19 protein-coding genes are annotated in these 21,680 nt (G+C 33.4%); 17 read left to right on the plus strand and 2 right to left on the minus strand.

What is annotated here, in order from left to right; all coding sequences use genetic code 11:
• Window positions 1-173: 173 nt before the first annotated feature.
• The gene (locus GXK57_RS12045; protein WP_160676353.1) at window positions 174-1,424 is read right to left on the minus strand and encodes a helix-turn-helix domain-containing protein; all 1,251 of its coding nucleotides are present in this window, start codon (window positions 1,422-1,424) and stop codon (window positions 174-176) included.
• A 118-nt stretch (window positions 1,425-1,542) separates the two neighbouring features.
• Between GXK57_RS12045 and GXK57_RS12050 the strand changes: the two genes are divergently transcribed.
• The 8 genes from GXK57_RS12050 to GXK57_RS12085 all read left to right on the plus strand — a co-directional run bounded on the left by GXK57_RS12050 (window position 1,543) and on the right by GXK57_RS12085 (window position 9,565).
• On the plus strand, window positions 1,543-3,480 hold the full coding sequence (locus tag GXK57_RS12050) for an NAD(P)/FAD-dependent oxidoreductase (RefSeq protein WP_160676356.1): 1,938 nt from the start codon (window positions 1,543-1,545) through the stop codon (window positions 3,478-3,480).
• Window positions 3,481-4,132: 652 nt separating this feature from the next.
• Window positions 4,133-4,921 carry an acetoacetate decarboxylase family protein gene (locus tag GXK57_RS12055; RefSeq protein ID WP_160676359.1) on the plus strand — a complete coding sequence of 263 codons (789 nt, stop codon included), beginning with the start codon at window positions 4,133-4,135 and terminating at the stop codon, window positions 4,919-4,921.
• Between the two features lie 21 nt (window positions 4,922-4,942).
• Window positions 4,943-5,713 (plus strand): SDR family oxidoreductase, encoded by a 771-nt coding sequence (locus GXK57_RS12060; protein WP_160676362.1) that lies wholly within the window; start codon window positions 4,943-4,945, stop codon window positions 5,711-5,713.
• Window positions 5,714-6,200: 487 nt separating this feature from the next.
• A complete protein-coding gene (locus GXK57_RS12065; protein ID WP_160676365.1) occupies window positions 6,201-6,620 on the plus strand; it encodes an SRPBCC domain-containing protein in 420 nt (139 codons plus the stop codon).
• A 184-nt stretch (window positions 6,621-6,804) separates the two neighbouring features.
• Window positions 6,805-7,701: a VOC family protein gene (locus tag GXK57_RS12070; RefSeq protein ID WP_160676368.1), complete on the plus strand. Its 897-nt coding sequence runs from the start codon at window positions 6,805-6,807 to the stop codon at window positions 7,699-7,701.
• 159 nt (window positions 7,702-7,860) lie between these two features.
• A complete protein-coding gene (locus GXK57_RS12075; RefSeq protein ID WP_160676371.1) occupies window positions 7,861-8,223 on the plus strand; it encodes a DUF1801 domain-containing protein in 363 nt (120 codons plus the stop codon).
• Between the two features lie 36 nt (window positions 8,224-8,259).
• Window positions 8,260-8,691: a GNAT family N-acetyltransferase gene (locus GXK57_RS12080; RefSeq protein ID WP_202127715.1), complete on the plus strand. Its 432-nt coding sequence runs from the start codon at window positions 8,260-8,262 to the stop codon at window positions 8,689-8,691.
• Window positions 8,692-9,304: 613 nt separating this feature from the next.
• On the plus strand, window positions 9,305-9,565 hold the full coding sequence (locus GXK57_RS12085) for a YkuS family protein (protein WP_160676374.1): 261 nt from the start codon (window positions 9,305-9,307) through the stop codon (window positions 9,563-9,565).
• A gap of 194 nt (window positions 9,566-9,759) precedes the next feature.
• Here the strand turns inward: GXK57_RS12085 and GXK57_RS12090 are convergent, their stop codons facing one another.
• Window positions 9,760-10,107, minus strand: a complete 348-nt coding sequence (locus tag GXK57_RS12090) for a hypothetical protein (protein WP_160676377.1) — start codon at window positions 10,105-10,107, stop codon at window positions 9,760-9,762.
• Between the two features lie 514 nt (window positions 10,108-10,621).
• Between GXK57_RS12090 and nifH the strand changes: the two genes are divergently transcribed.
• From nifH to GXK57_RS12140, 9 genes are all read left to right on the plus strand, one after another.
• A complete protein-coding gene (nifH, locus tag GXK57_RS12095) occupies window positions 10,622-11,443 on the plus strand; it encodes a nitrogenase iron protein (RefSeq protein ID WP_128214358.1) in 822 nt (273 codons plus the stop codon).
• A 109-nt stretch (window positions 11,444-11,552) separates the two neighbouring features.
• The gene (locus GXK57_RS12100) at window positions 11,553-11,879 is read left to right on the plus strand and encodes a P-II family nitrogen regulator (protein WP_160676380.1); all 327 of its coding nucleotides are present in this window, start codon (window positions 11,553-11,555) and stop codon (window positions 11,877-11,879) included.
• A 13-nt stretch (window positions 11,880-11,892) separates the two neighbouring features.
• Complete coding sequence (locus GXK57_RS12105; RefSeq protein WP_160676383.1) at window positions 11,893-12,276, plus strand: P-II family nitrogen regulator; 384 nt, start codon at window positions 11,893-11,895, stop codon at window positions 12,274-12,276.
• 33 nt (window positions 12,277-12,309) lie between these two features.
• Window positions 12,310-13,908: a nitrogenase molybdenum-iron protein alpha chain gene (gene nifD / locus GXK57_RS12110; protein ID WP_160676386.1), complete on the plus strand. Its 1,599-nt coding sequence runs from the start codon at window positions 12,310-12,312 to the stop codon at window positions 13,906-13,908.
• The gene (nifK, locus tag GXK57_RS12115) at window positions 13,908-15,269 is read left to right on the plus strand and encodes a nitrogenase molybdenum-iron protein subunit beta (RefSeq protein WP_160676389.1); all 1,362 of its coding nucleotides are present in this window, start codon (window positions 13,908-13,910) and stop codon (window positions 15,267-15,269) included. The genes nifD and nifK overlap by 1 nt, the downstream gene beginning before the upstream one ends.
• 160 nt (window positions 15,270-15,429) lie before the next feature.
• Entirely contained in the window at window positions 15,430-16,761 is a 1,332-nt protein-coding gene (gene nifE, locus GXK57_RS12120; RefSeq protein WP_243156421.1) for a nitrogenase iron-molybdenum cofactor biosynthesis protein NifE, read from the plus strand.
• Window positions 16,762-16,765: 4 nt separating this feature from the next.
• Complete coding sequence (gene nifB / locus GXK57_RS12125) at window positions 16,766-19,720, plus strand: nitrogenase cofactor biosynthesis protein NifB (protein WP_243156415.1); 2,955 nt, start codon at window positions 16,766-16,768, stop codon at window positions 19,718-19,720.
• A 166-nt stretch (window positions 19,721-19,886) separates the two neighbouring features.
• Window positions 19,887-20,702, plus strand: coding sequence for a molybdate ABC transporter substrate-binding protein (gene modA, locus GXK57_RS12135; protein ID WP_160676395.1), 816 nt, complete (start codon window positions 19,887-19,889; stop codon window positions 20,700-20,702).
• Window positions 20,703-20,784: 82 nt separating this feature from the next.
• Window positions 20,785-21,645, plus strand: a complete 861-nt coding sequence (locus tag GXK57_RS12140; RefSeq protein ID WP_160676398.1) for an ABC transporter permease — start codon at window positions 20,785-20,787, stop codon at window positions 21,643-21,645.
• The last annotated feature ends 35 nt before the right edge of the window (window positions 21,646-21,680 follow it).

Genomic DNA, 21,680 nt, shown 5'->3' on the forward strand with positions numbered 1-21,680 from the left:
GCTAAAACAAGTACAGAAAATCTTTTTAGCTAAACCTATTAACTTTAACAGTAGATAACAGATATTTAGGTGAAAAATAAAAATATGTCGCCTTACAATTTTTCTCTACACATACTCGCAAAGGCAGATACTAAAAAAAGCTCACTGATAAAGGGTGATTCAGCGATTTATTACTAATCAGAGTTCCTTAAAGTCTTCTGAGGATAATCATAGTATTTCATAACCCTATAGGAAATAAATATATTAGATATCTCTTCAATTTTTGAAAAATCTATGTGAGTCAAGGCTACTATCTTTTTTATTTTATATCTTACTGTATTGCGGTGGATATATAGATTTTTAGCAGTATTTTGTATGTTACCATCATTTAGAATATAGCTATATAAGGTACTATATAAATCAGAACTATGGTTTTTATCATATTCTAATAAGGTAATAAGGGCTGGATGACAATATTCTAAAGGGTTCTTAACCATGTCATGGCTAGGGAGTAGTGTGTAATATTGGATGTCATGATAGTAGATAATATTTATTTCAGGGTTGATCAGACGGCCGATATTTAATGCTGTATGGGCTTGAAGATAATATTTTCTACACTCAAGGATATCAGTAAATTCTTTGCTGATACCTAGAAAAATATTGTCTAACACCAAGTATTTATTAATGCTACTAGTTATGTTTTCGAGATTTGTTTTATCAGCTATAGCTATAATAGCATTGTTGTAATACACCGAGTTAAATATATTAAAATAATGTAATTTACTTTGTAGGTTATCTGAAAGCTCTGTACCATCGTAATTGGAAATATCAAATTCAAGAATGCATAAATTCTTTGGCAGAGATATGCCAGCAATTTTCATATGCTCATTAAGCTCATTCCTATCCTTATATTTTCTTTCAAGCAGATCATATAAAAAACTTTCTCTGATAACTTCCTTAGAGCTGGTACAAAGAGTTTTTTTGTTTAAAATAAGGCTTATTATTTTAGAAACTATAGTTATTAGCTCATAATCGATATTTTTGATTTTGGACGTGGGACTTATTAACAAAATATTTCCAACAAACCTATTATCAACTTTTATTTTATGAATTAACTTTTCGTTGTTACTTTCTGGGCAGGGTACAAGATAAGCACCATCTCTTTCTTTTCCAAGCCTTACACTTTGAAGATTGTTAACTTTGGCAATAAATTCATAAGGACAATAGCCCTTCTCTAAATATTCTGTCCATACTTTATCATTAATCTGTACGCTCCTAGAATAAGCTAATACCTTATAGCTTAAATCAATTACTATTAATGGTTTCTCTAAAAGTGAAGCTGCAAGATTTACTATATCGTCTAAGCTTTGACCGGAGATAAATGTCTGAAATAACTTAGAGGTTATGTGATCAATTAAAGATGTTTCTTCTGTATTATAAGTCATATTAATCACCTCAATAAAATTATAGTGCACCAAGCACTATAGGAGCAATTATTTTTGACATTAATGAATGTATTTTTTTACTAAATTAGTAATTATAATAAAGGTGGAGGTGGGAAAAATGAAATATAATAATTTGTTTTCTAGAGGGAAGATTGGAAACCTAGAACTAAAAAATAGAATTGTAATGCCTGCTATGGGGACTTCGCTTGCATCGGCCACTGGAGAAGCTTCAGATGAGATTATAAGGTATTATGAAGAAAGAGCAGAAGGCGGTTGCGGTCTTATAATAACAGAGATTGCAAGAATTGATGATGTTACTGGAATTGGGACACCATGTCAGTTGCGTGTAAACGATTTGAAGTTTATACCTAGATTAGAAAAACTAGCTAGAGCTGTACATAGACATGATACAAAAATATTTATACAGCTTCATCATCCAGGTAGAGAAAATCATGCAAGACTAATTGGAGGCAGGCAAATAGTAGGCCCAAGTGCAGTTATGTCCTCAGCTATTGGAGAAATGCCAAGGGAGCTTAGCACTGAAGAGGTTGAAAATCTAGTAAAACAATTTGTATTTGGAGCATATGTAGCTAAGAGTGCAGGTATGGATGGCGTTGAGATTCATGGAGCTCATGGCTATCTAGTAGGTCAATTTCTTAGTCCATTATCCAACTTAAGAACCGACAAATATGGAGGAAGCTTTGAAGGAAGATTAAGATTTTTAACAGAGATTGTGGTTGGAATAAAGAATACCTGTGGTAAGCAGTTTCCAATCTCAGTTAGAATAGATGGCGATGAGTTTTTACCAGGAGGATTTGATTTAGAGCAAGCTGTGAGTACAGCTAAGTATTTAGAGTCACTAGGAGTTGATGCAATTAATGTTAGTGCAGGAACCTATGAAACCGTGAATACAATAATTGAGCCTATAGCTTATCCTCAAGGTTGGAAAAAACATTTATCAGCAGCAATTAAAAAAGCAGTTTCTATACCAGTAATAGCTTGCGATGTTATTAGAAAGCCAGACTTTGCTGAAGCCTTATTGGAAGAGGGCAACTTAGACTTTGTAGCAGTAGGAAGGGGACTTCTAGCAGATCCCCAGTGGGGAGTAAAGGCACAAAGTGGTAGAGAAAAAGAAATAAGACAGTGCATATCTTGCCTTTACTGCATTGAAAATGTTCTTGAGTGCAAGGTTGTAAAATGTGCCGTAAATGCAAGAACAGGAAGAGAGACAGAGTTTACTGATTTTAATATTAATGGACAGGGAAGAACCGTTGCTGTTTTAGGTGGTGGCCCTGCAGGAATGGAAGCTGCTAGAGTACTTGCCATTAGAGGTTTTAAACCTATAATCTTTGAAAAAGAAAATTATTTAGGTGGTAATGTAAGGGTTGGTTCTATGCCTCCATTAAAAGATAAATTGACATGGTTTTTAGACAATCTAATCTATCAGCTAGAAGAACTAAAGGTAGAAGTTAGACTAGGCTGGGATTTTGATATAGAAGAAGTAAAAAAACTAAATCCATACTCTGTTTTTGTTGCTACAGGGGGAAGTAATGTTGTTCCTAAGCTTCCAGGTGTAGAAGATGCTAAGGTTTATTCAGTTAATCAGGTATTGTTGGGGCAAGCTTCCTTAGAAGAGAAAAATGTTGTAGTTATCGGATCTGGTATGACAGGTTTAGAAACAGCAGAATATCTAGCAGCTAAAAATAACAAAGTAACAGTTATAGAAATGCTAGAAAAAATTGGACCAGGTGCATATCTTCCTAATCTGATAGATGTTGTAACAAGGCTAAAGAAATATGGAGTTGAGCTTATTCCAGGTACTAAACTATTAGAAATCACTGAAAGCGGAGTAAAGGTTGAAGATGTTAAATTAGGTGAAGTTAGAGAGCTTAAGGCGGATGCGGTAGTACTTTCAGTAGGGGTAAAAAATGACCCTGAATTTGTAGCTTCAATAAGAGAACAATTTGAAAATGTTAAGGTTCTTGGAGATGCAGCTAAAGTAGGTAGAATAGGGCAAGCAATACAAACCGGCTTTGAATATGCATATTATTTATAGTGTCTATAGGCATTGTTAGTATGTTTTAGATGCCTATGGGTATGTATTAAATAAATGTGGGTGGCAATTTTATTATTGGTAATTGACCTTAGTTAAAGCATAATATTGCATGTTATTATTCTACAATTCATCAAATTTTCAAGTCCTTAGTATCTTTTTGACCAAGCAGGTACCGATATGATGAAATATGAGCCTATGCTAATTTATTCAAAAATTGTTGGTGATGAGATGTACCGTATTCATCCGAGATGAATTAGAAAACTCTTGATATTATTAAGATAATCTCAAGATATAAGTTCTGACATAAAGAGGTACATCTATATTCATCTGCACAGATATGCTTCTTCAATTTATAGTCTCAAAATAAAACTTTCTATAAATGTACGAAGCTTTATCTTGGTAGATTTCAATCTGAACTAGTATGTCTACATGAGTCATAAAACACTGAGAAGTTAGGATATTAGCTTCATTAAAAGTAATAATAACATTTTTTAAATACATTCATATATACAGCTAAAACTCTATTACAACAGGGCAAAGCACAGATAAAATAGATACAAGCTATTTATACTAGCATCTGATAAATGATCATTTAATTTCAACACAGTACTCTAATAGAGACTACATTAAAAATATGAAAGGGGAAAATTTTATGGGAAGTTTCGTTAAAAGCCTAGAACAGCTAAAAGCTATGGGAGGGACTCCAACTACCTTTTTTGATGCAGAGATGTTAACAGTATATTGGGAGACTAAACCTGAAATAATTGAACGCATATTACCTAAAACTTTAAAACCAGGTCCTGTACCTCTTGTAAATGCCTTCATAGCAAATTATCCAAGAACTAGTTTTTGCCCACCATATAAGGAAGCAGGATTGTTTATATTAGCCGAGAAAGATGGTGTACTTGGAAATTACTGCCTATCAATGCCTATAACTGACGGTCAGGCTATGGCAATGGGCCGTGAAATATGTGGATTACCAAAGAAAATGGCTGATATAGCAATGAAGGTTGAGAACGGCATTTTTACTGGAGCCATTACTAGAAATGGAATAGAGTTCTGTTCTTTAAAGGGAAGCATTTCAGGAAGTATGAATGAAGAAGATGGTAGAGAGATAATAGAAAAGTATATCGGTACAGGAATACCTATGTACAATATAAAATATTCTAAGAATGTAGAAGGAAATGGATTTGACTTGTTACCTACACTAGTAAGACAAAAACTAGACTATAATAACAAGATTGAAAGCTTCAGTGAATGTGATATGAAACTAGTAGAGTCTCCTCATGATCCATGGGCTGAATTGGAGATTGTAAGAATGTTAGGGGGAATATATACCGTAGGTGATAATGTTTTGAGGCAAGGGGAAACCTTAGAAAAAATCAATCCAATGGAGTTTGTTCCTTATTCATTCCTTAAGTGGGACTGGTGGCTAAAATAATTTATGAAGGGGAAATGTAAAATGAAGAATTTATTTGATTTAACAGGAAAAGTTGCAATTGTCAGTGGAGCATCAAGTGGAATAGGTGTTCAATTTGCCAAGGTTCTAGCTTCACAAGGAGCTAATTTAGTAATATTGGCTAGAAGATACGAAAAGTTATTAGAGGTTGCTAAAGACATTGAAAGTGAATACGAAGTAAAGGTATTGCCAATAAAATGTGATGTAACCGTTGAAAATGAGGTTATAGCTGCGGTTGATAAAACTATTGAGGTCTTTGGAAAAATAGATATTTTAATGAACAATGCAGGAGTAGTTGATGCAGTCCCTGTCCATATGTTAGAAGAAGCAGCTTGGGACAAAGTAATAGATGCAGATGTTAAAAGTGTATTTTTGATGTCAAAGCATGTTTTAAAGCATATGCTTAAGGCTAAGTATGGAAGAATCATAAATACTGCATCAATGCTAGGAGCAGGTGGATCGGCTAACATACCAACTCATTCTTATAATGCTGCTAAAGCCGCTGTAATAAATTTAACAAGAGGCATGGCTGCTTTTTATGCTAAGAATGGAATCACAGTTAATGCAATTGGACCAAGCTTATTTTATAGTGAGATGACTGCTAATACGCTATTTAAGGAACCAATTTTATCATATTATAACAATACTTGCCCTATGGGCAGACCAGGAAATCCAGGAGAGTTGGATGGAGCAGTACTTTATTTTGCCTCTGATGCATCAAGCTACACTACCGGACAAACTTTATTTATAGATGGCGGCTGGACTGCTGTTTAGTAGCTAATTATTAAAATTACTACTACTTATAAGTATCTATTTAAGTTTTTTGCAGAGGACATACTACTTCTATATAAAATCTATTTTAAAGGCTTTTCACTTTTGGAAAGGACACTTGAAAATATAAATTTTATTAGGAAGAGGTGTGTCTATAGTATAAAGAAACATATTATTATGTTAAAATAGAAAATTTATAAATTTAAAGCCTTCTCTAAAGTTAAGAGGAGGCTTTAAATGCCTTGGGTTACATATATTTGCGAAATACTATCTTCTTGAATATATTAGGCCTGTTATACTAAATATAATAAATGATGATTTGTGCTATAAAATATTATATTAGAACGTATTACTTCAATACAAAATCTATTTTAAAAGAACCTCTGGCTTTTGATAAGAGGATTTGAAAATATAAATATTATATGAAGGGATACATCTATATGTAAGCATTGAGCGATTATATTAGGAAAGATAAGAAACGGAGGGTAACATGGAAAAGAGAGAAGTTGTAAATGTGAAAGTTACAGTGAATAAACCTGTTGAAAAGGTTTGGAGATGTTGGACAGAACCAAAACACATAAAGAAATGGAACAAAGCATCAGAAGATTGGCATACTACTGTTGCAGAAAATGATTTGAAAGTAGGTGGTAAGTTTCTTTCAAGAATGGAAGCTAAAGATGGAAGTATGGGCTTTGATTTTTGGGGAATATATGATGAAGTCAAGAAGCATGAATTATTAGAGTACACTTTAGGAGACGAAAGAAAAGTTAAAGTGATTTTTAAGGATGAAGGAGAAAAAACTCTAATAGATCAGTATTTCGAAGCTGAAAGTGAAAATCCTATTGAGATGCAGCAAGCAGGCTGGCAGTCAATATTAAATAATTTTAAGGAGTATGCGGAAAAAGTATAGATTTAGATATTCTTGATAATTAGACCAATTTTAATATTTAAGCTCTAGTAAGTTTTATTTTTACATGTATTGAAGTAAGAATATGTACTCATTTAAGTAATTAACTGAACTAAATAGAACTTACGTATAATAAAAATATCTATTTATTCTTAGAATCATTTATATTTATAAGGGAGTATGAGACATGGAAAAAATAGTACCTCATTTGTGGTTTAATAACCAAGCGGAAGAAGCTGTTGAGCTATATAAATCTATTTTTAATAATTCAAAGATATCAAATGTAAGTTATTATGAAGATGCTGGAGCAGATGTATCAGGAATGAAAAGCGGGTCTATAATGTCTATTGATTTTGAAATTGAGGGACAAGAATTTATTGCTTTGAATGGTGGTCCTATATTCACCTTCACCCCAGCTATATCTTTTTTTATCAATTGTAGTACTAAAGAAGAGTTGGAGTTCATTTGGGAGAAACTTTCTCAGGAGGGTGCTGTTATTATGGATTTAGGCGAATACGATTTTAGTAAGCATTTTGGCTGGCTACAAGATAAGTTTGGAGTGAACTGGCAATTAAATCTTGGAGATGGAAATCAAAAAATAAATACCTTTTTTATGTTCACTGGGGATAATTATGGAAAAGCAGAAGAAGCCATGAAGTTTTATACATCTATATTTGAAAATTCTACTATAAGAGAAATACATAGATATGAAGAAGGGGATAAATCCTTAGAGGGAAAAGTTAATAAAGCAATTTTCTCTCTGAATGATCAAGACTTTATGATGATAGACAGCAACTTTAATCATAATTTTACCTTTACAGAGGCCATATCTTTATTTGTAAAATGTGAAGATCAGGCAGAGGTAGATAAATTGTGGGAAAGACTTACTGAAGCTGGAGAAGAAATTCAATGTGGTTGGCTTAAGGATAAGTATGGCATATCATGGCAGATAGTACCTGAAGGGTTACAACAATTGCTAAACAGTGAGGATCCATTAAAATCAAATAGAGTAATGGAGGAAATGTTCAAGATGAAGAAGATTGAAATTTCTAAACTTCAGCAGGCATATGACAATATGGAGTGATTGGTATGCTTAAATTGAAATATTAAACAAAGAAGAAAAATCGCTAATTATAATTTTGTAGCGATTTTTTTATTATTTTATATAACTTAGTTATTTTTTACATAAAGATAATTTAGCAGTATAATGTGACTTATAAATTAAGGATAGGAGAATGGCTATATGTACAATACAATAGATGAATATATTATTCAATCTCCAATGGAAGTTCAAGAAATACTTAATACTCTAAGGAATGTTATAAAAGAGGCAGCACCAGACGCGGAAGAAAAAATAAGCTACAAGATGCCAGCTTTTTCTTTGTACGGAAGTTTAGTATATTTTGCGGCATATAAAAATCATATTGGCTTTTATCCTACAGCAAGCGGAATTGAAGCATTTAAAGATGAGTTAGCTGTATATAAAAGCTCAAAGGGAGCGGTACAATTTCCTATTGGAAAGCCATTACCTTATGAACTTATAGGCAGAATAGTAAAATATAGAGTAGCTGAAAATATAAGAAGAGCTGAAGAAAAGAAAAAATAACAGAAAAATATAATTCATATATAAGGGGGAAATAATATGGACGAAATCATAAGTGCTGTTAGAGAATTAAAAGTAAGAGAAGAATTCCTACAAGCATTTCCTGTAATGAAGCAACTTAGAAATGATTTAGATGAGGAAAAATACTTAAGCTTACTTGAAGATATGAAAGAAGAAGGTTACAAGATGTTTGCACTTTACTCTAATGAGACTATTGTAGCTGTGGCAGGGATTATTATGCTAACAAACTTATATTATGGGAAGCATGTATGGGTTAATGATCTGGTTACAGACGAAAAACAAAGGTCGAAAAATTATGGACAAATACTTTTAGATTTTATAAGTAATTGGGCAAAAGAAAATGGTTGTGAAGTGGTGGCACTTTCATCAGGTCTACAGAGAACTGAAGCACATAGGTTTTATGAACTTAAAATGGGGTTTGATAAAACAAGCTATGTTTTCAAAAAATAGATAAAGCAAAATTAATAACTTGGAAAAAATAATTATATTTTTTAAGAAGAGGATGATTCTAATATTTTTAAGCCTTATAACTATGTATTGAAAAAATGTTGTTATAGGGTTTTAACAATAGCATATAATTAGGTCACATTGTTTTGTAAAAGCTCAAGTCTAGTATTATTGGGAAAGGGAGCTCTCTAGCTATTTCTGTCTATAAAAATTCTCAACATAATATATTGCAAGGCAATTAAAAAAACATATTAATACGTTATTACAATTGAATTTGTTATTAGAGTTATTAGGTGATAATTAAAAGATAATGATTAATAAATCTACTAAGAAAAATAATAACAACATTTTTTAAATACATTCATATATAGAGTGAAAATGTATTATACCGGTACTATTTCATAATACATTTTTATTTGCCAATTCTTCTATCAGGATACAAAGGAGCTTTAAAAATAGATTTGTGATAGAAGTGGTATAGCTTCATATATATAACGCAGTATACGAAAGTTTGATTAACTATTTTTAATAATTTTTTAAATTCATCTTTAAACATGAATACACAACTTTAACGAAGGGAAAAATGAGTGAGAAAAATTAAAAAGAGGTGATACAAATGAAAAAAGTTGCTGTGGAAAAAGGATTATCTATGGTTGCTGACTACTTAACTTCTCAAGGCTTTTCAGTGGAGATTATAAGTGAGGACCTCGCAAGTAATGCTGCAAAGTTTAATGGATTTGATGCAATTGTGACAGCAGATTACAATACGAACTTTATGGGGTTCAGTGATACAGCTACAGAAATCCCTGTAATAAATGCAAGCGGACTAACAGCAGAAGAAATCAAGAATATGATCAATCAGCAAACAAATAAATAATTGCAGACAATGAGGCCTTAAGTATTAAAAAGGAAAGACCCCCTTTATTAATCTATATTACTTTAATAATCTAGGTTAATTAGGGGGATATACTTTTTTGTCTTATAAGCATTAATAAGACAATTTTGCATTTTAGTGGTGAAATAAATCCGTGATGAAACTATTAGTCTTAAAATTTATTAAAGTTTTTAAATCTAAAGTTTAATAAATTTCAATTGAGTAATGTCTATAGAAGAATCAAAAACTACTTTTCTACCAAATATTTTCCCAGATGAAGGATAACTTGCGAAAATCCCCTTTCTTTTTGTGTTGTAGTCTAGATATATACAAGTATCAGAAATTGAGTATTTACCCTCAGTAGATATAAAATCCTTGTTTAAGTTATTATATAATTCGAAGGTGTTGTCTGTTTTTAATATTAATATGATATTTGAATTGCTAGTACAAAAATATTTGCCAGAAAAGTTGGTTGGGCTATGATAGAAAAATATTGATAATAAAATAACGATTAATATAATTGATACTAATAATCTCTTCCGCACACCTAAACCTCCCTAAAGTTCTATTTGATTTGAGTTTATAGAAATAATCCTGAAATTATCTAAAGTGTAGTTATTATTTGAATAATAAAAATAAAACACTTCTTAATAACATTATAAAGCACAGGAAAGTGAAGGTTAAATCCACGGTTAGGCCTCTGAGTAAATTATTGATAGTACTAAAAGACCTGGAATTAAAAGAGATTTTAGAATCTTACACTATCATAAATTTACTATGAAATATGTACTTAAGCAAAATTATTAAGTTGAGAGTCTCAAATTTTATAAAAAACGTTACCAAACACTACTAAAATTGTAAAATATGCATAAAAACTTAAATTACCGTATTGATAAAATGTAAAAGATATAATTAGATATTTGTTTACGGTTTCAAATAATAATTAGATAATTATCAATAAAATTGTTAAAAAAATATTGAAGTAGCATTTAACCTTGTGATATATTGTTATTAAATTACAGCAATGTAATTTAAACGAATATTTAGGAGGTATTAATAATGAGACAAGTGGCTATTTATGGGAAAGGTGGTATAGGTAAATCTACTACTACTCAAAACTTGACTGCAGGTCTTGCTACAATGGGGAAACAAATAATGGTAGTTGGTTGTGATCCAAAGGCTGACTCAACAAGACTTTTACTTGGCGGCTTAGCACAAAAATCTGTTCTAGACACATTAAGAGAAGAAGGGGAAGATGTAGATCTAGACGATATATTAAAAGAAGGTTTTGCTGGAATAAGATGTGTTGAATCCGGTGGACCTGAACCAGGGGTAGGTTGTGCTGGTAGAGGTATAATAACATCAATAAATATGCTTGAAAGCTTAGGTGCATACACTGAAGATCTAGATTATGTATTTTATGATGTATTAGGAGACGTTGTTTGTGGTGGTTTTGCTATGCCTATTCGTGAAGGTAAGGCACAGGAAATTTATATTGTTGCCAGTGGAGAAATGATGGCTTTATATGCTGCCAATAATATTGCAAAAGGTATTCAAAAGTATGCATTATCCGGTGGTGTTAGATTAGGCGGAATAATATGCAATAGTAGAAAGGTTGATAGAGAACTTGATTTGTTGCAAGCCTTTGCAAAGGAATTGGGCAGTCAGCTTATACATTTTGTACCACGTGATAATATGGTTCAAAGAGCAGAGATACACAAGCAAACTGTAATACAATATGAGCCAGAAGCAGAGCAAGCTGATGAATATAGAGCTTTAGCTAAGGCTATTGATGGAAATAAAATGTTTGTAATTCCAAAACCTATGACTCAAGATAGATTGGAAGAAATATTGATGGAATATGGGCTTATGGATATATAAAAAGCACTATTCATTCTGCCAAATGAATAGTGCAGCAGGATAAAAAAATCCTGCTTGAATAAGTATTCGAGAATAATTATAGCATCGAGAATGGAGGATGTAAACATTTATGGTAATGATTAAGGCTATTATAAGACCAGAAAGAGTTACTACAGTTTTAAGCGAGCTTTGTGATGCTGGTTTCCCAGCAGTTACTAAGTTTGATGTAGTAGGAAGAGGTAAGCAAAGAGGTGTTAAGGTTGGAGATATATACTATGATGAGATACCTAAAGAAATGCTTATGTTAGTTGTAAAAGATGAAGATAAAGATGATGTTATAAAGGTTATAATGAGAAACTCCAAAACTGGAGCAAAGGGTGCTTACGGAGACGGAAAAATATTCGTAATGCCTGTAGAAGAGACTTACACAATAAGCTCCCATTTAAAAGAATTGTAAGAGGAGGGCTAATGTGAAGGAAGTAGTTGCGATAATTAGAATGAATATGGTCAATAAGACAAAGGAAGCTCTTTTAAAGGAAGGAATTGCTGCTGTTACCTGTAGAAAGGTTTTAGGACGAGGAAGAAAAAAAGTAGATTTCTCTATAATAGGCGGCATCATAGATGATGGCTCTATTGAAAGCAGTAATGTGGGGGAAAATATATCTGAAATCCATAGATTGATTCCTAAGAGAATGTTAGAGCTTTTTGTAAAGGATGAGGACGTAGAAAAAGTTATCAATACCATTATGGAGATTAATAGCCACGGAAATCCTGGAGATGGAAAGATATTTGTAATGAATGTTTTTGAGGCTGTAAGGATAAGAACTGGCGAAGTTGGGACAGACGCAATATAAGACATCTTGAAAATTAAAAAAGAGGTGAATAGCATGAAGAATGTAGTTGATAAGGTCTTAGAAAAATATCCTGCAAAAACCTATAAAAATAGAAAGCAACATATTGTAATAAAAACAGATGAATCACCTAATCCAGTAATTCAAGCTAATGTTAGAACTGTTCCTGGAGTAATAACAAGTAGAGGTTGCTGCTATGCAGGTTGTAAGGGTGTTGTTATGGGACCAATTAAAGATATGATCCATATAACCCATGGCCCTATAGGCTGCTCTTACTATACTTGGAATGTTAGAAGAAACAAAGCCAAGGGAGAAGAAGGAGAACAAAACTTCATAGATTATGTATTTTCAACAGATATGCAGGAAAGCGATATTGTTTTTGGTGGTGTAAATAAATTAAGAGCAGCAATAAAAGAAGCGGTAGAGATCTTTCACCCAAAGGCAATAGGAGTATATGCAACTTGCCCAGTAGGACTTATAGGCGATGATATAAATGCGGTGGCTGCAGAGGCACAGAAAAAATATGGAATAGATGTTCTTGCTTTTAACTGTGAAGGTTATAAGGGCGTATCACAGTCTGCCGGTCACCATATAGCAAACAATATAGTTATGGAAAGAATCATAGGTCGTGGAACTAGACCCAAAAAGAAGTATTCTGTAGCCGTACTTGGTGAATATAACATAGGCGGAGATGCATGGGAAATTGACAGAATACTCAGTAAAATAGGCTATGAGGTGGTTGCAACTCTAAGTGGTGATGCAAGCTATGAAAAAGTTCAAAATGCCCACTTAGCAGAGGTAAATCTAGTACAGTGTCATAGGTCTATCAATTATATAGCAGAGATGATGGAAACAAAGTACGGTACTCCATGGATTAAGGCTAATTTCATTGGGGTTTCCGGCACCATCAAAACCTTAAGAAACTTAGCTAAATGTTTTGATGATCCATATATATATGAAAGAACAGAACAGGTGATAGCAGAAGAATTAGATGAAATAGATGGCGAAATGACTTATTACAAGGATAAGCTAAAAGGGAAAACAGCCTGTCTATACGTAGGGGGCTCAAGAGCTCATCACTATCAAACCTTATTAAAGGATATAGGAGTAAGAACAATTCTTGCTGGTTATGAGTTTGGTCATCGTGATGATTATGAAGGTAGAGAGGTTATACCTACCATAAAAACAGATGCAGATAGTAAGAACATTCCTGAGATAACTGTATATAAGGATGAAAATAACTATCGCGTAATAATACCTAAGGAAAAGTATGAGGAGCTAAAGAAGCAAGGAGTCCCTTTGTCTTACTATGGTGGTATGGTTAAGGATATGGAAGATGGAACCCTTATGGTAGATGATCTAAATCATCATGAAACAGATGAGTTTATAAAACTTCTAAATCCAGATATGTTTTTATCTGGTGTAAAGGAAAAGTATGCAATTCAGAAGATGGGAGTTTTATCAAGACAGCTTCACTCTTATGATTATACTGGTCCATACGCAGGCTTTAAAGGCGCAGTTGTATTTGCAAGAGAACTAGCTGCAGGGGTATACACTCCAGCGTGGAAGTACGTAACACCACCATGGAAGGTTGAACCAATGCTTGATGGAATAGTGGTAGGAGGTGAAGTGTAATGTTAGAAGCAACACCAAAGGAAATCGCAGAAAGAAAAGCATTAAGAATTAATCCAGCTAAGACTTGTCAGCCAATAGGTGCGATGTATGCAGCACTTGGTATTCACAATTGTCTTCCTCATAGCCATGGTTCACAAGGCTGCTGCTCTTTTCATAGAATGCAGCTTGCAAGAACCTTCAAGGAACCAATTATGGCATCAACTAGCTCTTTTACAGAAGGTGCCAGTGTTTTTGGAGGAGGAGCTAATCTAAAAACCGCAATAAAGAATGTTTTTGCTTTATATAATCCAGATATCATAGCAGTTCATACTACTTGCTTATCTGAGACCATAGGAGATGACCTTCCCACTTATATATCACAAGCAGAAATACCAGAAGGAAAGTGGGTTATTCATGCCAATACCCCAAGTTATGTAGGTTCTCACGTTACTGGTTTTGCAAACATGGTTAAAGGCATGGTTAATTATCTTTCGCAAAAATCAGGCAAGCCAAATGGTAAGGTTAATATAATTCCAGGATACGTTGGACCAGCGGATATGAAAGAAGTAAAAAGAATTTTTGATCTTATTGGCATCAAAAACATCCTTTTTCCTGATACCAGTGGGGTTGTAGATACTCCAACTACAGGTAAGTATAATATGTTCCCTAAGGGCGGAGCAAAGATTGAAGACATCATAGATTCAGGAAATTCAAAGCTTACAATAGCCTTAGGAAGCTATTCTTCAGAACCTGGAGCAAAGGTATTAGAGAAAAAATGCAGCATTCCTTTTAAGACTTTAAGTGTGCCAATTGGTATTGATGCAACTGATGAGCTATTGATGACTTTAGCAAAAGAATTAGGAGTTGAAATACCAGAGGTTCTTGAAGAAGAAAGAGGACAATTAGTTGATTTAATGCTAGATAGTTATCAATATTTCCACGGAAAGAAAGTGGCTATCTTTGGAGATCCTGACATAGTTATACCTCTAACTCAATTTGTTATTTCCTTAGGTATGATACCTAAATATGTAATTACAGGAACCCCAGGAGAAAATTTTGAACTTGTAATTAAGGATATGATGCAAAAAGCAGGTGTAGATGGAAAAGTTAAAGCTGCAAGTGATTTATTCGAGCTTCAACAATGGATAAAAAATGACCCTGTGGATGTACTAATAGGAAATACACATGGTAAACATATTGCAAGAGCAGAAAATATAGCTTTTGTAAGGTTCGGCTTCCCTATAATGGATAGGTACGGTTATCACTACTGGCCAGTAGTAGGTTACAAAGGTGGAATAAGACTGGTAGAGATGATATGTAATGCTATCTTAGACAAGATGGATACGGATTGTTCCGATGAGGAGTTTGAACTAGTAAGATAGTAATTGTTTATTCAGGAGACCTTTATATTCAAAATATATTAAAGGTGCTCCTGAATAATTTTAAATTGAGATCGGAGGTGTACTTGTGGAATATAGTAAGGGTGAATTAATAAAACAGGAAAAAGAAACTAATACAGTAGGGCATGAAGAAGAAAATGAAATACTAAAAGCAAGGGAAGCCTTTGTTTGTATAAATTCTAAGGATAAAAGTAACAGTTTAAGATGTGATGCAGAAAGTGTTTCTGGCTCTGTAAGCCAAAGAGCTTGTGTTTATTGTGGTGCTAGAGTTGTACTAAATCCAATAACCGATGCCTATCACATTGTTCATGGTCCAATAGGCTGCGCTAGCTATACCTGGGATATTAGAGGTAGCTTAAGCAGTGGAGAAGAAATTTATAGAAATAGCTTTTCTACAGATCTTAGAGAAAAAGATGTTATCTTTGGAGGAGAAAAAAAGTTAGCTGCTGCTATAGATGAAATAGTAGAAAGACACAAGGTTAAGGTTATTTTTATATATGCTACCTGCATAGTTGGAGTCATAGGAGATGACATTGATGCAGTCTGCAGAGCAGCGGAAAAGAAACATAATATAAGGGCAATACCAGTCAAGTCTCCAGGGTTTGCAGGACATAAGTCCATGGGATATAAAGCTGCTTGCAATGCCTTGATTGAGCTCATGGGTAAAGAAAAGCCTAAAAGCAAGAGAGAAAAAGCCATTAATTACTTAGGAGATTTTAATCTAGCAGGAGAGGCTTGGATTATTAATAATTATCTTACGGAATTAGGAATAAACGTAGCTGCGAAAATCACTGGAGATGGAAGATGCGAAGAAATAATGAATGCAAAGAGTTCTAGTCTTAATATAGTACAATGCGCTGGCTCTATGACTTATCTGGCAAAGCTTATGGAAGAGCTTTATGATATACCATACTTAAAGATAAGCTTCTTTGGGGTTGAGGATACTAAGCTATCCTTACTAAAAATAGCGGACTTTCTTGGAGATAAGGAAATGGAGAAAAGGGCCAGAGATTTTGTATATAAAGAAGAAAAAAACATAGAAAGAGAGCTAATTTATTATAGAAAAAGACTAGAAGGAAAGAGAGCAGCTATTTATGTTGGTGGAGGCTTTAAGGCTATTTCACTGATAAAGCAGTTTAAGGATTTGGGAATGGATACTGTAATGGTTGGAACTCAAACCGGTAAAAAGGAAGATTACGATATTATAAGAAGTTTATGCAATGAAGGAACTGTAATACTTGACGATGCCAATCCTGCAGAGCTTGAAAAGTTTATGCTGGAAAAGGGTGCAGATATCTTAGTAGGCGGTGTAAAAGAAAGACCTCTAGCCTTCAAGCTAGGTGTAGCTTTCTGCGATCATAATCATGAAAGAAAAGAAGCACTTTGTGGTTTTGTTGGAGCAGTGAATTTCGCTAAAGAAATAGATTTGACCATAAATAGTCCTGTATGGAATTATTTAAAGCTGGAGGTGTAGCTGTATGAGTAGCAGAAATTTTGTTAATTTAAACATAAATCCTTGTAAGATGTGCATGCCAATGGGAGCAGTTCTTGCTTTTAAGGGAATTGAAAAAAATATGGTCATACTACATGGCTCACAAGGCTGCAGCACTTATATTAGAAGACATATGGCAACTCATTATAATGAGCCTATTGATATAGCCTCATCATCTCTAACAGAAAACGGCACAGTATATGGTGGTAGTACTAATCTAAAAAGCGGTCTTAGAAATATGATAAAGCTTTACAATCCAACAACTATTGGTGTTATGAGCACTTGCTTAGCCGAAACTATAGGAGAGGATATAAAAAGGATTATCACAGAATTTTATGAAGAGGAAGGCTCTGAACTTAGAGATAGATTGAAGATAATACCAGTTCCTACTCCAGGCTATGGCGGTACTCATGAAGAAGGGTATTATAGAGCCTTAAGAGCCATAGTTGAAAATCTGTGTAAAAAGAAAGAAGCCTCCAATGGCAAAATAAATATTATTTGCGGCAATCTTAACCCAGGAGATGTAAGAAATATAAAAGAGGTATTAAGGAAGTTTTCTATTGATTATGTTATGCTTCCAGATGTTTCAATGAATTTAGATATGCCATACATGAGGGAATATAGTAGATTAAATTCAGGTGGAACAAAAATTGAAGATATTGAAGACATGGTAAATAGCATCGCTACTATAGAAATGGGGCTTACTTTGGAAGATTCCTTATCTCCAGGAGTATATTTAAGAGATGAATTTAATGTTCCACTTTTCAAGTGTGGAATCCCAATCGGACTTAGGAATAGTGATAAGTTCTTAAAATTATTATCTGAAATCAGTGGAAAGAAAATCCCTGAGGAATTAATTGAAGATAGAGGTCGTCATCTGGATTATATGATAGATAACCATAAGCACAATGGAGAGGCTAGGGCAGCTATTTACGGAGAAGCTGAACTAGCTTTGTCATTATTAAAAATTTGTCTGGAAAATGGTGTTGAGCCAAAAATCATAGCAACAGGTGCAAAAAACTCTCTATTTATTGACAAAGTAAGAGAGGAGCTTAAAGCAAATTCAAAAGAATGTTTACTATTAGATGATACGGATTTTGAAACCATAGAGAAGCACTGCAAAGAGCTTGAGGTAAATGTGATGCTTGGAAACTCTGATGGTAGAAGGATCGCTGAAAAACTTAATATAGACATAGTTAGAGTTGGGTTCCCAGTTCACGATAGAGTAGGAGCTCAAAGGAAAATAACAACCATCTATAATGGTTCTTCAAATTTAATAGATGACATAGCAAATGTTATCTTGGCTGGTAAAGAGCATAACTTTAGAAAGTTTGCTTATGACAATTTTTATAAAGGAGATGAGCAGATGGAAACAGCAGATTCTAATGCAGGTTGCAATGCTAATGCTAATGAATCAAACATGTCTAGTAAAGAAGAAAAGTTAATACCTTCAAATAAAGAAAAGACTTTAACTCATCCATGCTACAACCAATGGGCACATGAGTATGCAAGAATGCATATTCCAGTAGCACCTAAATGCAATATAACCTGCAATTATTGTAGCAGAAAGTACGACTGCCCAAATGAAAGCAGGCCAGGGGTAACTAGTGAGGTGCTAACTCCAGAAGAAGCAATAGTTAAGTTTAAAGCAGTTAAAGCTAAGTTACCAAATCTCAAGGTGTTAGGCATAGCTGGACCAGGAGATGCTTTAGCTAATTTTGAAGAAACTAGAAAATCTATAGAACTTATCAAAAGTGAATTTCCAGATGTAACTATATGCCTATCTACCAATGGACTTATGCTTCCTTTCTATGCAAATGATCTTTTAAAGCTGGGAGTATCTCATTTAACCATAACCATAAATGCCGTGGATCCTAAAATAGGAGGAAAAATCTATAAAAACGTAAACTTTTTAGGAACTACCTATACTGGTGAAGAAGGAGCAAGAATACTTCTCAATAATCAACTTATGGGACTGAAGTATCTTGCATCAAAAGGAATTGTATGTAAGATTAATACAGTTATGATTAAAGGTATAAACGATGAGCACATAGAGGAAGTAGTAAAAAAAGTTAAAGAATATGGAGCTTTTATAACAAACATAATGCAATTAATCCCTGTAAAAGGTAGTGCCTTCGAAGACCTTCCGCTAGTAAGCAACGTAGAGCTCAATGCAATGAGAAAAAAGTGTGAGAGTCATATAAAACAAATGTACCATTGTAAGCAATGCAGAGCTGATGCAATAGGTACACTTTCTCTAGATAGATCACTTGAATTTCGAAACCTTGAAAGTTGCTCCTCAGCTTCAGGTTGTAGTTCTTCTGTATGTGGTAGTAGCAAAACAGCCAAGGAAGGATGCGGTTCTCTAATCTACCTAAAGAATGAAACTTCAACAAAAGTATCTGGTTCTTCATTACATGGAGATAATGAGAAATTTAAGAAAGAACACAATTCTGTAATTGGCGAAAATAATGAAAATTCAAAACAGTATGAAAGACCTCTATTATATGATAATAATGTTATTTTCAAAGAAGATATGAAAGAGATTATTGAAAATAACAAGGAAACAGCAGTTAGATCTAGATACAGATTTGCTATAGCTACAAAGTCAGGAATAAATGTAGATCAGCATTTTGGACATGCAACAGAATTTCATATATATGAATACAAAGATGGAGATATAAGTTTTGTAGAATTAAGAAACATAGAAAAATATTGTACAGGAATTGAAGAATGTGACGATCATGAGGATAAAATAAACAGAACCATAAAAACAATAGAGGATTGTTCTGCGGTACTAGCTATGAGAGCAGGAGATGAGCCAGTGAAGAAGCTAGCTGAAAAAGGAATAGAAGTATTTCAAATGTATGATGGAATAAGCAGTGGAATAAGCAAGGCAGTTGAAAGATTAGCAACCGCTAGTAAAATGGCCCAACTATAATGTTAAAATAGCAGGAGTATAAAGTTGCTATAACCTTACTCTAAGCTTAATATAAATAAGTATTTTATTAAATTAGTAAAATGACAAAATTACTATGATATAGAAAATATTATATCAGATAAATATTAAGTGGAGCTAATTATATAATATCAAAGGATGTGGAGAGATGAAATATAAAAAGATATTAATACCGATTTTAACAGTATTGGTCGCCTTAAGTGCCGTAGGCTGTGCAGCAAAAGAAAAGGAAACTAAAGCAGCAGCTCCAGAAAAAAAAGAAATAACAGTGTTTGCAGCAGCTAGTTTAACAGAGTCTTTTACAGAGATGGCAAAAAACTTTGAAAAGCAAAAAAATATAAAAATTAAATTCAACTTTGCAGGAAGTCAAGATCTTGCAAGTTCTATAAAAGCAGGAGCTGGAGCAGATGTATTTGCCTCAGCCAATAAAAAATACATGGATGACTTGACCAAAGAAAATCTGATAGCTAAAAGTAATATCTTTACCAAAAATACATTAGTAGTTTGCAAAAGTAAAAGGTCTTCTAAAGATATAAATGCGTTAAAAGATCTCGATAAGGATGGGGTTAAGATTATTGTAGGTGATAAGTCAGTTCCCTGCGGAAGTTATTTTTACACAGCCCTTGATTCTGCTGTAAAGGGAGGAATGCTCAAAGCTGATGAGAAGGATAAAATATTAAAGAATGTAAAGAGTCAAGAGTTAAATGTTAAAGACATAGTAGCAAAGGTTCAACTAGGCGATGGAGATGTTGGAATAGTATACAAAAGTGATATAACTGAAGCTAATAAGAAAGATTTAGATATGATCAAAATAGATGAATTTTCGAAACTTAATGTAGAGTACCCTATAGGTACAATTAAGAGTTCAAAAAACAGTTCTGAAGCAGAAGATTTTGTGGATTATGTAAATAGCAAAGAAGGAAAATCTATTTTATATAAATACGGCTTTGATACAGACAAATAATGATTGGGTTTGTAGCATTTGGAGATAAAGATAGTAATAAGCATCAGGTGGTATATTCAAAATGATATAGGGGGCAATAGTTATGGTGGAAAGTAAAGCTAAGGTAAACTCAAAAGAATGTAGTGAATTGGGATTTAATAAAATACTCCTTAACACTAGTAATGAAATATTCTCAGTTATTACAATTATACTTGTGTTTGGATTCATAATAGCATTATCACTCCCAGCACTATCACTTCTAAAATATTCAGGATTTACGGGCTTAATAGATATATTAAAGCAAGAAGATACGAAGAGTTGTATTCTCCTTAGCTTACAAACATCATTTTTGTCCTTATTTTTAATATTTCTATTAGGAACAACCACTGTATTTTATCTTCATCAGATTAAAAATCAGGTGCTTTATAAAATATTAGACATACTCATCGAGATACCAATCGTATTTCCTCCAGCAGTTGCTGGATTGGGATTACTTATGACATTTGGACAAAGTGGAATAATAGGAAGACTGGCTAATTCCTACGGATTTCCTATAGTATTTACTCAAGCAGCAGTGGTTATCGCTCAACTATTTGTTTCCTCATCTTATTACATTAGAATTGTAAGCAATGCTTTAAATGAAGTGCCTCTAGAGCTATTTGAAGCAAGCTATGTCTTTGGTGCAGGAAAACGAAAGACCATGTTCTATATAATAATACCAATGATAAAAAAGTACATAATTTCTGGACTTATTCTAGCATGGATAAGGGCTTTAGGCGAATTCGGTGCAACTATGATGTTCGCTGGCAATGTTCAAGGAATTACAAGAACTATTCCTCTCCAAATTTATTCCTATATGCAGACAGATTTAAGTAAAGCCACTGCTCTTGCAGCTCTTATGTATATACTATCCTTCACTATGCTGATTTTTGTAAGATTTATAACTAAAGAGACTGAACAATAAATATGAACTGAATAGATAATATAATTTTAAGCAAA

This window comes from Clostridium sp. C8-1-8 (assembly GCF_009928445.1).
Classification (GTDB): Bacteria; Bacillota; Clostridia; order Clostridiales; family Clostridiaceae; genus Clostridium_AR.